The sequence below is a fragment of the Aeromonas sp. PrichA-15 genome (assembly GCF_017939245.1).
Taxonomy (GTDB): domain Bacteria; phylum Pseudomonadota; class Gammaproteobacteria; order Enterobacterales; family Aeromonadaceae; genus Aeromonas; species Aeromonas caviae.
On record NZ_JAGKRH010000048.1, the window covers coordinates 34739 to 47820 of the forward strand.

8 protein-coding genes are annotated in these 13082 nt (G+C 64.3%); 7 read left to right on the forward strand and 1 reads right to left on the reverse strand.

The features are described 5' to 3' along the window. The first annotated feature begins 80 nt into the window (after positions 1-80). The 7 genes from J9889_RS08220 (at position 81) to J9889_RS08250 (ending at position 11924) form a co-directional block, all read left to right on the forward strand. On the forward strand, positions 81-2039 hold the full coding sequence (locus tag J9889_RS08220; RefSeq protein WP_210556329.1) for an ATP-binding protein: 1959 nt from the start codon (positions 81-83) through the stop codon (positions 2037-2039). Positions 2040-2115: 76 nt separating this feature from the next. Beyond that, positions 2116-3465 carry a glutathione-disulfide reductase gene (gene gorA / locus J9889_RS08225; protein WP_210556331.1) on the forward strand — a complete coding sequence of 450 codons (1350 nt, stop codon included), beginning with the start codon at positions 2116-2118 and terminating at the stop codon, positions 3463-3465. Between the two features lie 663 nt (positions 3466-4128). Then, complete coding sequence (gene kdpA, locus J9889_RS08230; protein ID WP_210556333.1) at positions 4129-5811, forward strand: potassium-transporting ATPase subunit KdpA; 1683 nt, start codon at positions 4129-4131, stop codon at positions 5809-5811. 55 nt (positions 5812-5866) lie between these two features. After that, positions 5867-7924, forward strand: a complete 2058-nt coding sequence (gene kdpB / locus J9889_RS08235) for a potassium-transporting ATPase subunit KdpB (protein WP_210556337.1) — start codon at positions 5867-5869, stop codon at positions 7922-7924. Positions 7925-7983: 59 nt separating this feature from the next. Then, on the forward strand, positions 7984-8511 hold the full coding sequence (gene kdpC, locus J9889_RS08240; RefSeq protein WP_210556339.1) for a K(+)-transporting ATPase subunit C: 528 nt from the start codon (positions 7984-7986) through the stop codon (positions 8509-8511). A 102-nt stretch (positions 8512-8613) separates the two neighbouring features. Further along, positions 8614-11202, forward strand: coding sequence for a sensor histidine kinase KdpD (locus tag J9889_RS08245; protein ID WP_210556341.1), 2589 nt, complete (start codon positions 8614-8616; stop codon positions 11200-11202). Positions 11203-11240: 38 nt separating this feature from the next. Continuing rightward, positions 11241-11924, forward strand: a complete 684-nt coding sequence (locus J9889_RS08250) for a response regulator (protein ID WP_210556343.1) — start codon at positions 11241-11243, stop codon at positions 11922-11924. 4 nt (positions 11925-11928) lie between these two features. On the opposite strand, the gene J9889_RS08255 is transcribed toward J9889_RS08250, so the two are convergent. Further along, positions 11929-13056, reverse strand: coding sequence for a multidrug effflux MFS transporter (locus tag J9889_RS08255; protein ID WP_210556349.1), 1128 nt, complete (start codon positions 13054-13056; stop codon positions 11929-11931). Between the last annotated feature and the right edge of the window lie 26 nt (positions 13057-13082).

Here is a 13082-nt window from a genome sequence, read left to right on the forward strand (position 1 = left end):
TTTATCCATTGGATGACACACGACATAAGTCCATGAAGCAGTTAAACTAAACCGCACTCAATCCAGACCGCAAGGACGCCATGTCAGGAATCTTCTCCAAGGCCGTCGGCCTTAACGGACTCTCTTATCGTCTGCTTTCCTACATTCTGATCTGCAGTACGGTGCTGGCACTGCTCATCACCGTGCTTCAGCTCGCCTGGGACTACAACAAGGATGTGACCGTCATCGAGGCCAGCATCGGCCAGATCGAGGCCTCCTTCCTGCAACCCATCTCGGCCAGTCTCTGGAATCTGGATGAAGAGCAGGTGAAGGTGCAGATCGAGGGCATCATGAACCTGCCCAACATGCAGTTCGTCATGGTCAAGGAGATGCTGGGCAATTCGGAAGTGCCCCTGCTCACCCAGGGGGTGGAGCAGCCCCAATACGACATCTCCCGCGAGTTCACCCTGAGCTATCAGGGGGAAGTGGTCGGCAAGCTTTTCGTCGCCGCCTCCCTGGAGCAGGTCTACCAGCGCCTCATCGAGAAATCCGTGCTAATCCTGGTCAGCCAGACCATCAAGACCCTGGTCGTCTCGTTCTGCATCCTGGTCATCATCTACTATCTGGTGATCCGTCATATCAACCGCATCGTCAGCTATGCCCAGAAACTGAGCCTGGATCGCCTCGCGGTAGAGCTGACCCTGGAAGGTCGCCCCCTGCCCCGCAAGTCCCCTGACGAATTCGATACCCTGGCCGCCACCCTCAACCAGATGCGCACCCGGCTGAACGACGAGTTCACGGCCCGCCATCAGGCCGCCGATCAGCTCCAGCAGGAGCGGGACTTCTCCGCCACCCTGATCAACTCCGCCAACATGGTCATCTGCTGCATGGAGCCTGATCTCAACATCGCCAGCATCAACCCGGCGGCCATCCTGCTCACCGGCTATCACCACCAGGAGCTGTTGCAGCACAACTGGCTGGATCTCTTCGTCAGCAAGGAGCAGCGTAACGAGCTGGCCGCCACCCTGGCCGATCAGGGCGCCCTGGAGGACAGGGAGATCACCATGCACGACCATCAGGGCAACGAGCTGGTACTGCAGTGGACCTTCGCTCCCTTCTACGAGGGGCCCAACCTCAAGTACCTGATCGGCTTTGGCTATGACATCACCCCCCTCAAGAAGGTGGAGCGGGAGATCACCCTGTTCAACGAGCAGCTGGAAGGTAAGGTGGCGGAACGCACCCGCAGCCTGAGCGATGCCAACGACCAGCTGGGCAAGGCCTATGACGATCTCAAGCAGGCCCAGCAGACCCTGGTGGAGTCGGAGAAAATGGCCTCGCTCGGTTCCCTAGTTGCCGGCGTGGCCCACGAGATCAACACCCCCATCGGCATCAGCGTCACCGCCTCCTCCTACCTGCAGGAGCGAGTGGCCGACTTCAAGCAGCATATCGAGGCCAAGCAGCTCTCCCGCACCTACCTCAACGAATTCACCCAGAATCTCGACGAGTCGATGCAACTGCTGCAAGGCAACCTGCGCCGCGCTTCCGAGCTCATCGCCAGCTTCAAGCAGGTAGCGGTCGATCAGTCCTCCGAGGCCCGCTACAACTTCAGCCTCGCCGACAACCTGCATCAGGTGGTGGTCTCCCTCGGCTACAAGCTCAAGAAGGCCCAGTGCGAGGTGGACATCCAGTGCGATCCCAAGCTGAGCATCTACTCCTTCCCGGGCAGCTTCACCCAGATCTATTCCAACCTGATCCTCAACTCCATCCATCACGGTTTCGATGGCTGGGACAGGCCCAGAAAGATCACCATCCAGGTGGCGCAGCAGGGAGACGAGCTGGTCATCGACTACAGTGACAACGGCCGCGGCATCCCCCCGGAGATACTGCCGCGCATCTTCGATCCCTTCGTCACCTCCAAGCGGGGCCAGGGTGGCAGCGGGCTCGGCACTCACATCATCTACAACCTGGTGGTCCAGCTGCTGCGCGGCCGCATCCACTGCGCCAGCGAACCGGGCCAGGGCGCCCAGTTCCACATTCGCCTGCCCATCCAGCAGAACTGAGCACCGGCTCTTGTGGGCCGGCCGCTTTGTCCCCATCATGCTGTGACTGCATTCTTAACGAGCGGAGAACCTCGCAATGGCACAGCATTTTGACTACATCGCCATCGGTGGCGGCAGCGGCGGCATCGCCTCGGCCAACCGGGCAGCCATGTACGGCAAGAAAGTCGCCCTGATCGAAGCCAAAGAGCTGGGTGGCACCTGCGTCAACGTCGGCTGCGTACCGAAGAAGGCCATGTGGTATGCAGGCCAGATCGCCGATGCCCTGAAATATGGCGCCGACTACGGCTTCGACACCACGCTCAACCACTTCAGCTGGGCCAAGCTGGTCGAATCCCGTCAGGCCTATATCGGGCGCATTCACCAGTCCTACCAGAACGTGCTGGGCAAGAACCAGATCACCGTCATCAAGGGCTTCGCCCGCTTCGTCGACAGCCATACCGTCGAGGTGAACGGCGAGCACTACAGCGCCGATCACATCCTGATTGCCACCGGCGGCCGCCCCGAGGTCCCGACCATTCCGGGCGCCGAACTGGGTATCGACTCCGACGGTTTCTTCGACCTGCAAAGCCAGCCCAAACGGGTTGCCGTGGTGGGTGCCGGCTATATCGCCGTGGAGATCGCTGGCGTGATGCAGGCACTTGGCTCCGAGACCCATCTGGTGGTGCGCAAACATGCGCCGCTGCGCAACTTCGACCCCATGATCCACGAGACCCTGGTGGAGATCATGGCGCAGGAAGGGCCCAAGCTGCACACCCACGCCATTCCCAAGGCCGTCATCAAGAACGCCGACGACAGCCTGACCCTGCAACTGGAAGATGGTCGCCACCTCACCGTGGACTGCCTCATCTGGGCCATCGGTCGCGTGCCCGCCACCGACAACCTCAATCTGGCTGCCACCGGCATCACCCTGGACGAGAAGGGCTTCATCCCCACAGACAAGTTCCAGAACACCGCCGTCGCCAACCTTTATGCCGTCGGTGACAACACCGGCCGCATCCAGCTCACCCCGGTGGCTGTTGCGGCAGGCCGCCGCCTCTCGGAGCGGCTGTTCAACAACAAGCCGGGCGAGCACCTCAACTACGAGCTGGTGCCGACCGTGGTGTTCAGCCACCCGCCCATCGGCACCATCGGCCTGACTGAGCCGGAAGCCGTCGCCGAATACGGGGAAGATCAGGTGAAGGTCTACCGCAGCCAGTTCACCGCCATGTACTCGGCCCTGACCCAGCATCGCCAGCCCACCCGGATGAAACTGGTCTGCGTCGGGCCGGAAGAGAAGGTAGTCGGCCTGCACGGCATCGGCTTCGCCATGGACGAGATCCTGCAAGGCTTCGGCGTCGCCATGAAGATGGGCGCCACCAAGGCGGACTTCGACAACTGCGTCGCCATTCATCCAACCAGTGCGGAAGAGTTTGTGACCATGCGATAAGCGGGGTTGAAGCTGGCCTGTCATTATCAGACCAGCTTCTACAACTGTGTTTACACTCTCCATCCCACCAGCGCGGAAGAGTTTGTGACAATGCGATAAGCATGGTTGAAGCTGGCCTGTCACTATCAGGCCAGCTTCAACCACTTACTGCACAACCCGGCCCAGGCCGCAATGCTGTTCAGATAAGCACATTTTTGACTAATTATTCATAAATGCGACTTGAGTTGGGGGAGCAAGGCTGTTTCCAGTCGATGTTCCTTCAGCCTTTATCCAGCGTGGCTTGCAATAGAAAGAGGGAGGCATCATGCCTCCCTCATTTTTTAGCCCTGATACTACGTGGACTGGAACTCAAATTCTCTTAAGTGAACAGCATTGGGCCCAGGCCGGGTTTTTTGTGCCTTGCCCGTCCACCAGCCGGCAACACCCGCCTTCTTTACGCCGATTTTACGCCCGCTCCCGGCCGCTTTATGGCGCCTTTACGCCCGTTTTTCATACCCTTTCAGCGTCAATGAGACCTATGGGATCGACACGGATATGCATCGATCCCTGACGCTAATTACCTCAACGGAGTCGTTATGAATTGGCTATATCTGCTGCTGGTCCTCGCCCTCGCGGGTTATCTGCTGCGCGCCCTCGCGCGCACCCATGAGTGAGGAACCGGATATGTGGCAAGAGATCATCTATCCCGTCGCGTTCGTGCTGCTGGTGCTGCTGCCAGCGCCTCTGCTTGGCAACTACCTCTATCGGGTGTTTGAAGGCAAGAGTCGCTGGCTGGCCCCGCTTGAGCGCGCCACCCTGGCCTGCTGCGGCACGGACGGGCGCGAGCAGGACTGGAAGTCCTACGCCCTCAGCCTGCTGGCCTTCAACGGCGCGGGCTTCGGCCTGCTGTTCCTGATCCTGCTGGCGCAGGGGCTGCTGCCCCTCAACCCGCAGCAACTGCCCGGGCTGAACTGGCAACTCGCCTTCAACACCGCGGTCAGCTTCATGACCAACACCAACTGGCAGGCCTACTCCGGCGAAGCCAGCCTCTCCTACTTCAGCCAGATGGTGGGACTCACCACCCAGAACTTCGTCTCCGCCGCCACCGGCGCCGCCGTCGCCATCGCCCTGTTTCGCGGCATCGCCCGCCAGCAGACCACCCACCTCGGCAACTTCTGGCAGGATCTGGTGCGCTTCTGTCTCTACGTGCTGCTGCCGATGGCGCTGATCCTAGCGCTGCTGCTGGTCTGGCAGGGGGTACCCCAGAGCCTGTCGGCCTACCTGCCGTTCCACGGACTGGAAGGCCAGGAGCAGCTGCTGCCGCTCGGCCCGGCCTCCTCCCAGATCGCCATCAAACAGCTCGGCTCCAACGGCGGCGGCTTCTTCGGCATCAACTCGGCCCATCCGTTCGAAAACCCCACCGCCCTCTCCAACTGGCTGGAGATGGTCGCCCTGCTGACCCTGGCTGCCGCCATGGTCTGCACCCTGGGTCGCTACGTGAAGGATCTGGCCCACAGCCGCGCCATCCTCATCGCCATGACCATCATGCTGGTGCTGGGGCTCTGTCTCGCCATCGGCCAGGAGCTGAAACCAGATCCCGCCCTCGCCCACCTCACCAGCGAAGCCGGCAACTGGGAAGGCAAGGAGAGCCGCTTCGGCCCCGTGCTGTCCAGCATCTGGGAGGTGGCCACCACCGCCGCCTCCAACGGCTCGGTCAACGCCATGCACGACAGCTTCGCCCCGCTCGCCGGCATGGTCGGCATGATCAACATGCTGCTGGGTGAAGTGGTGTTCGGCGGCGTCGGCGCCGGCATCTACGGCATGATGCTGTTCGTGCTGCTCACCGTGTTCCTGTGCGGCCTGATGGTGGGGCGCACCCCGACCTATCTGGGCAAACGGCTCGGCATCACCGAGATGAAGTGGGTGGTCGCCAGCATGCTGGTGATGCCGGTCGGGGTATTGGTGATCGGCGGCATTACCCTGCTGATGCCGGACTCCGCCACCGTCATCGGTCACGATGGCCCCCATGGCCTGTCACGACTGATCTATGCCTACGCCTCGGCCGCCGGCAACAACGGCTCCGCCTTCGCCGGCTTTGCCGCCGCCGACAGCTGGCAGTGCATCGCCATCGGGCTGGCCATGCTGCTCGGTCGCTTCGGCTACATCATCCCCGTGCTGGCCATCGCCGGCCAGCTGGCCCGCGCCCCTCGTCAGGAGCGAAGTGAAGGGGACTTCCCCGTCAGCGGCCCGCTCTTCATCACCCTGCTGATCGTCACCGTGCTGCTGATGGGGGGTCTCTCCTTCCTGCCGGTGCTGGCGCTGGGCCCGGTGGCGGAACACCTGAGCCTGCTGGGAGGTGCCTTCTGATGCTGCACACCCGACTGATCTGCGTGACCAACTATTCGATGCTGGGAGCTTTCCAATGAGCAAGTCCGCTTCAATGAGCACCGACACCATTCAGGTGAAGGGCAAGAAACAGAAATCACAGATCCTGCAGGCCATGGTGGAAGCCCTCTATCGCTTCAACCCCAGGGCACTGCTGGGCAGCCCCATCCTGTTCACTCTCTGGCTGGCGGCCGTGATGGCGACCCTGGAGTCGCTGCTGGGGCAACCGCTCTCCGGCGTCGCTCCTTCTCTGGCCTGGCAGCTGACCGCCTGGCTCTGGCTCACCCTCTGGTTTGCCAACTTCGCCGAGACCCTGGCCGAGGGGCGCGGCAAGGCGCGGGCCGACAGTCTGAAGGCCGGCATGAGCCAGCTCAAGGCTCGTCGGGTCACCAGCCCGCAGGATGACAAGGGCGAGTGGGTGCCGGCCACCAGCCTGCTCAAGGGCGATCTGGTGCTGGTGCGCAGCGGCGAAATGATCCCCGCCGACGGCGAAGTGGTCGCCGGCATCGCCTCGGTCAACGAGGCGGCCATCACCGGCGAATCCGCCCCCGTCATCCGCGAGTCGGGCACCGACCGCAGCGGCGTGACCGGCAACACCACCGTCGTCTCCGACCAGATCTGGGTGCACATCAGCAACAACCCGGGCGAAAGCACGCTGGATCGCATGATTGCCCTGGTGGAAGGAGCCAAGCGGCAGAAGACCCCCAACGAGATGGCGCTGGACGCCCTGCTGGTGGGGCTGACCCTGATCTTCCTGCTGGTAGTGGCCACCCTGCCCTGGTTCCTCGACTACAACGGTACCCAGGTGCCCCGGCTCTATCTGCTGGCGCTGTTCATCACCCTGATCCCGACCACCATCGGCGGTCTGCTCTCCGCCATCGGCATCGCCGGCATGGACCGGCTGGTGAAGCTCAACGTGATCGCCAAGTCGGGCCGGGCGGTGGAAGCCGCCGGCGACGTGCGCACCCTGCTGCTGGACAAGACCGGCACCATCACTTTCGGCAACCGGATGGCGGACGAGCTGATCCCGGCCCCCGGCGTGGACCCCTCCCTGCTGGCCCAGGCCGCCATGCTGGCCTCGCTCGGTGACAATACCCCGGAGGGCAAATCCATCCTGACCCTGGCGGGCAAGAGCCACACCAAGCCGAGCCAGCTGGAGAGCGACATCCTCATCCCCTTCAGCGCCGAGACCCGGCTGAGCGGGCTGGATCGCAACGGCCATCACTATCGCAAGGGGGCGGTAGACGCGGTGCTGCGCTACCTCTCGCTCGATCGCAAGGCGGTGCCCGAGCTCATCCTCAAATCGGTGGACAACATCGCCCGCCAGGGCGGTACCCCGCTGCTGGTCTGCACACACGAGAAGCTGCTGGGGGTAGTGTTCCTCAAGGACATCATCAAGCCAGGCATCAAGGCACGCTTCCAGATCCTGCGCCACATGGGGATCCGCACCGTGATGATCACCGGTGACAACCCGCTGACCGCCGCCGCCATCGCCGCCGAGGCTGGGGTGGACGACTTCATCGCCGAGGCGACGCCGGAGAAGAAGCTGGCCTACATCCGTCAGGAGCAGGCCGACGGCCGGCTGGTCGCCATGTGCGGGGACGGCGCCAACGACGCACCAGCGCTGGCCCAGGCCGACGTGGGCCTGGCCATGAACGAGGGGACCCAGGCCGCCAAGGAGGCTGGCAACCTGGTGGATCTCGACTCCAACCCCACCAAGCTGCTGGACGTGGTGCTGGTGGGCAAGCAGCTGCTGGTGACCCGCGGCGCCCTGACCACCTTCTCCATCGCCAACGACGTGGCCAAGTACTTTGCCATCCTGCCGGCCCTGTTTATCGCCGCCTATCCGCAGCTGGGGGTGCTGAACCTGATGCAGCTGGGCAGCCCCGAGAGCGCCATCCTGTCGGCCATCATCTTCAACGCTCTGATCATCGTCGCGCTGGTGCCGCTGGCCCTGCGCGGGGTCAGCCTGCAGGGCTCGGCCGCCAGCCTGCTGCGCCGCAACCTGCTGATCTACGGCGTCGGCGGCCTGATAGTGCCTTTCATAGGCATCAAGTTGATCGACCTGGTCATCACCGGCCTGGGGCTGGTGTAACGGCACACCGGATGCGGGACAGACCCGCATCCACCCAACGCATTTGGAGCAAGAAAATCATGATAGCAATCAGAACCCTGCTGACCCTGACCCTGCTGCTGGGGGTAGCGTATCCGCTGGTCGTCACCGGGCTGGCCCAGCTGCTCTTCCCCTGGCAGGCCAACGGCAGCCTGCTCACCAACGCCAAACAGCAGGTGGTCGGCAGCGCCCTGCTGGCACAGAAGTTCGAGCGGGCCGACTACTTCCACTCCCGCCCCTCCGCCAGCGATTTCGCCACCATAGGTGGCGGCGGAAGCAACCTGGGGATGAGCTCGCCCCTTCGGGCCGAGTTTGCCGCAGCTGCGGTCAGGGCGCAGCCGGAAGCCAGGGTCCCCGCCCTGCTGACCCGCTCCGCCTCCGGCCTCGATCCCCATCTGCCCCTCGATGCAGCGCTGGCCCAGGTGGATAGGGTCGCCGGGCAACGGGGGCTGGATCCCGTTCAGTTGACGGAGCAGGTCAAGTCGGCGGCACAAGCTGGTATCCTTGGCCCGCAGGTGGTCAACATTCTCCAGTTGAACCTGCAACTCGATCATCAAAAGGGCGCCTGAGGGCGCTCCTTGCCGTTCGGGAAGGCTCCCTTTCGACAACGGGGACAAGCATGAGCAATGAGGTCACGGCCGCAGTTCGGCCGATGCAACGGGAGCACGGGGATGCGTGATGAAGTGAGGGCAGACGCCCTGCTGGCGAGCCTGGAGCAGGAGCACAGGGGCAAGCTGAAGGTGTTTCTCGGCGCGGCCCCCGGCGTCGGCAAGACCTACGCCATGCTGCAGGCGGTGCGGGAGCAGGCCAGGGAGGGAGTCGACATCCTGATCGGGGTGGTGGAGACCCACGGCCGCCAGGAGACCCTGGCCCTGCTCGACAAGCTCGCCATCCAGCCGCGCAAGCTTCACCTGCACCGCCAGCAGCGACTGGAGGAGATGGATCTGGACGGTCTGCTGGCGCGAAAACCCGCCATCGCCGTGGTGGACGAGCTGGCCCACAGCAACGCCTCCGGCAGCCGCCACGAGAAGCGCTGGCAGGATGTGGAGGAGTTGCTCGGTGCCGGCATCGATGTCTACACCACCCTCAACGTGCAGCACCTGGAGAGCCTCAACGATCTGGTGTGGCAGCTGACCGGGGTCAGGGTCAAGGAGACCCTGCCGGATCAGGTGCTGCTGGAGGCCGACAGCCTGGTGCTGATAGACCTCCCCCCCAAGGAGCTGCTCGGCCGCCTCAAGGAGGGCAAGGTCTATGTGCCCCACCAGGCCAAGGCCGCCCTGCAGTCCTTCTTCTCCCTCAACAACCTGACCGCCCTGCGGGAGCTGGCAATGCAGACCGCCGCCAGCCACGTGGAGGGGGATCTGCAGTTGCAGTGGCAGGCGGCCGGCAAGACCACCTTGCCGCTGCGGGGCAAGCTGATGGTCTGCATCGGGGATGAGCACGGCGCCGCCCTGGTGCGTTACGGCCACCGCTTCGCCCAGCGCAGGCAACTGCCCTGGCTGGTGGCGCACATCGACAGCAAGGGGCAGCGCTCCCCCGAGCTGGAGCAGGCGCTGGCCCTCGCCTCCCAGCTGGGGGCCAGGGTGCTGACCCTCTCCAGCCCGGCCGTGGCCGATGCCCTGCTGGAAACCGCCGAACAGCAGCAGGTCTCCCAATTGCTGCTCGGCAAATCCCGCAACCCGCCCTGGCGTCGATCCCTGGTACAGCACCTGCTCAAACAGGCGCAGGGATTCGAGATCACGCTGGTGGATACCGAGAAGCGCAAGCCCGGCCTGACCCTGCCTACGGCAGGCCCGGGTGAGCTTCGCCAGAGCCTGCTCGCGGTGGCCATCATGGGGGGGACCTCGGCCGTGGTCTGGGCCCTCTCCCACTGGCTGCCCCCCGCCTCCCTGCCCATGCTGTTCGTGCTGGGGGTGCTGGCCACCGCGCTCACCACCAGCCTGGTCCCCGCCATCCTGGCCGCCGTGCTGGGCTTCGTCGGCCACAATCTGCTGTTCACCTTCCCCTACTTCTCCCTGAGCGTGGCCAGCCACAGCGACCTGCTCACCCTGTTCGTGCTGCTCATCGTCGGCATCGCGGCCGGGCGCCTCGCCTCCCGCCAGCGTCAGCAACTGGTCAGTCTGCGCGAGACCCAGCAGCTCGGTAACGCCCTGCTCTCCCTGAGCCAGGGGCTGGCCACCGCCAGCAGCCCGGTGGACGTGCTGAGACAGGGAACCCAGGCCATCGCCCTCGCCCTTGGGCAGCCCGTGTTCGCGCTCGATGGGGATTACCAGTACCGGGCCGGTGACACCCAGACCGGGCCGGGCCAGACAGACAAGGCCGCCATTGATTGGTGCCTGGCCCAGAAACAGAGTGCCGGTGCCCATACCGCCACCCTCAACGCCGCCGAGGCCCAGTATCATCACCTCGGCGATGACCTGGTGCTGGGCATCCGGCTGGCCAGCCCGCTCACCTCCGCCGCCGAGCACCAGCTGCAGGCCCTGCTCACCGATATCCGCGCCGCCCTGGCGCGGATCGATCTCAACGAGCGGCTGGCGGACAGCCAGTTGCAGGCGGAGACCGACCGGATGCGCGCCGCCCTGCTCTCCTCGGTCTCCCACGACCTGAAGACGCCGCTGGCCACCATCATGGGGGCCGGCAGCACCCTGCTGGAATACGGGGACCGGATAAGTGCGGAGGACCGCATCGAACTGCTGCACTCGGTGCAGGACGAGGCGCGCCGCCTGCACGGCTATGTGCAGAACCTGCTGGACATGACCCGCATCGGCTCACCGGACTTCCAGTTGAAACGGGACTGGGTCGACCTGGCGGACCTGGTGGAGAGCGCCCGCCGCCGGCTCGACTCCTCCTGGCGCCAGCACAAGCTGCTGGTGCACTTCGATCAGCAGATCCCCCGGCTCTATGTGCACGGCGCCCTGATCGAGCAGGTGCTGGTCAACATACTCGACAACGCCTCCCGCTACTCACCGGCCGGCACCCCCATCGAGTTCAAGGTGATGCTGGCGGACCCCGACCTCATCATCGACATCATCGATATCGGGGTCGGCATCGCCGAGTCGGATCGGGACAAGATCTTCAACCTCTTCTACACCCAGCCGGTCGGCGACTGCGGCAGCCGCGGCACCGGGCTTGGCCTCGCCATTTCCCGCGCTATGATAGAGGTCCACGGCGGCCGTATCTGGGCATTCGCCGGCCCCAACGGCAACGGCACCTGCATGCGCATCTCCCTGCCGCTGGCCCTCAACGCACCGGCGGCCTGATGGTCGCCGCCCTTTTCAATCAGCAAACGGGAGGCTGAATGGCTCACATACTGGTCATCGACGATGAGGCGGCCATCCGCCGTTTTTTGCGGATCAGCCTGATCGCCGAGGGACATCAGGTGAGCGAGGCGGTCGGCGTCACCGAGGGGATGGCGCAGTATCGCCACCTCAACCCCGACCTGGTGATCCTGGATCTGGGCCTGCCGGATGGCGATGGTATCCAAATCCTGCACGCCATCCGCGAGCACCACGCCAATCCCGTGCTGGTGCTCTCGGCGCGGGACTCCGAGCAGGAGAAGGTGCGGCTGCTGGATGCGGGGGCCAACGACTACATGAGCAAGCCGTTCGGCGTCGGGGAGATGATGGCCCGTATCCGGGTGCTGCTGCGCCAGCGAGTCGGTGCCACCAGCGGCGAGTGTCGACACTTCCCCCACTGTGGCCTGACCCTGGATAGCAACAGCCACAAGGTGACCCTGCAGGGCGAGGAGATCCCCCTCTCCCGCAAGGAGTTCGCCCTGTTGCAGGCGCTGGTGTGCCACCCCGGCAAGCTGGTGCAACAGACCCAGCTGCTCATCGACATCTGGGGACCGAGCCACAAGGAGGACACTCACTACCTGCGCATCGTCATCGCCAGCCTGCGCAAGAAGCTGGGAGATAACCCCCAGCAACCCACCCTGATCGAAACTGAAGCCGGCATCGGCTACCGTTTTATCGGCAGCTGATGTTTCACGTGGAACGACGCCAACCGCAGCACAGGGCCAGCAGACCGCATCCCCCGAGCAGCAGCCCGAGATCCTGCAAGCTGGCGGCAACCGCCAACCCCAGGCTGAGCAACAGGTAGTAACCGAGCCCGAACAGGGCCCCGGCACTGCCCGCCACCTCCCGATAGGCCAGCAGCGCCTGGCTCAGCACATTGGGGATAGCCAGCCCGAACGCGATCACCACTCCCGTCATGGGCAGCAGAAACCAGAGCAATGCCTGACTGGCCCACACCAGCCAACCCGAACCCAGCGCCAGCACGGCGGCGAGCCGTATTAACGAGGCAGGCGTCCAGCCACGGCCCAGCAGACGCTTGTTGAGCAGGCTGCCCACCAGGGTCGCCAGCGCCAGCACGATGCCGGAGTAACCAAATTCCCCCGCGCTCAACCCCAGACTGGCAAACAGAAACGGCGCCAGGCTGTAGTAGCCGAACAGCATGGTGTTGAACAGGGCGACCAGGGCGGCGCTGCGCCACAAGCCGGTATCACGCACCATCCGGCAGGCCAGTGGCCAGAGTGCGACCCTTTGGGTGGTGGCCGGGCGGGTTTCCGGCAGTTGCCAGCAAGCCATCAGCAACAAGCCAATTGCCAGCGCCAGCAGGGCGCCGAATACCCCGAGATAACCCAAGCCATCAGCCAGCAGGCCACCGCTCACCAGCCCCAGCACAGGACTCAGGGAGAGCGCGATGCCCATCACCGAAAAGACCCGCGCCAGATCGCTGCCCTGATAGCTGTCGCGCAGCATGGTCTGGGTCACCACGGAACCCACGGCGGCGCCGAAGGCCGCGATGACCCGGGCCAGCAGCAGGGTTTCAAATTGAGTAGCCAGCAACGCCAGCAGGGTGCCGGCGCCATAGGTCAGCAACCCCGCCAGCATGGCGGGACGCCGCCCGATGAGATCGCACAGTCGGCCCCAGCAGACCACGCCCGCCGCAAACGCCAGAAAATAGACCGACAGGGTCTGGGACGCCTTCCACTCGCTCACCCGAAACTCAGTGGCGATATGGGTCAGCACCGGCCTGTAGATGGTCTCCACTATCTGGGGAAACATCATCAATCCGACCACCAGCCAGCGCGGTGGCAACCTGTTGTTCATGACACACCTCCTTCACAAGAGGTCGC

Bases quoted from the DNA above. Each gene is read 5' to 3' on its own strand.
- J9889_RS08255 (WP_210556349.1), bottom strand. From the start codon at position 13,056: ATGAACAACAGGTTGCCACCGCGCTGGCTGGTGGTCGGATTGATGATG.
- J9889_RS08220 (WP_210556329.1), top strand. From the start codon at position 81: ATGTCAGGAATCTTCTCCAAGGCCGTCGGCCTTAACGGACTCTCTTAT.
- kdpA (WP_210556333.1), top strand. From the start codon at position 4,129: ATGTGGCAAGAGATCATCTATCCCGTCGCGTTCGTGCTGCTGGTGCTG.
- gorA (WP_210556331.1), top strand. From the start codon at position 2,116: ATGGCACAGCATTTTGACTACATCGCCATCGGTGGCGGCAGCGGCGGC.
- J9889_RS08250 (WP_210556343.1), top strand. From the start codon at position 11,241: ATGGCTCACATACTGGTCATCGACGATGAGGCGGCCATCCGCCGTTTT.
- kdpC (WP_210556339.1), top strand. From the start codon at position 7,984: ATGATAGCAATCAGAACCCTGCTGACCCTGACCCTGCTGCTGGGGGTA.
- kdpB (WP_210556337.1), top strand. From the start codon at position 5,867: ATGAGCAAGTCCGCTTCAATGAGCACCGACACCATTCAGGTGAAGGGC.
- J9889_RS08245 (WP_210556341.1), top strand. From the start codon at position 8,614: ATGCGTGATGAAGTGAGGGCAGACGCCCTGCTGGCGAGCCTGGAGCAG.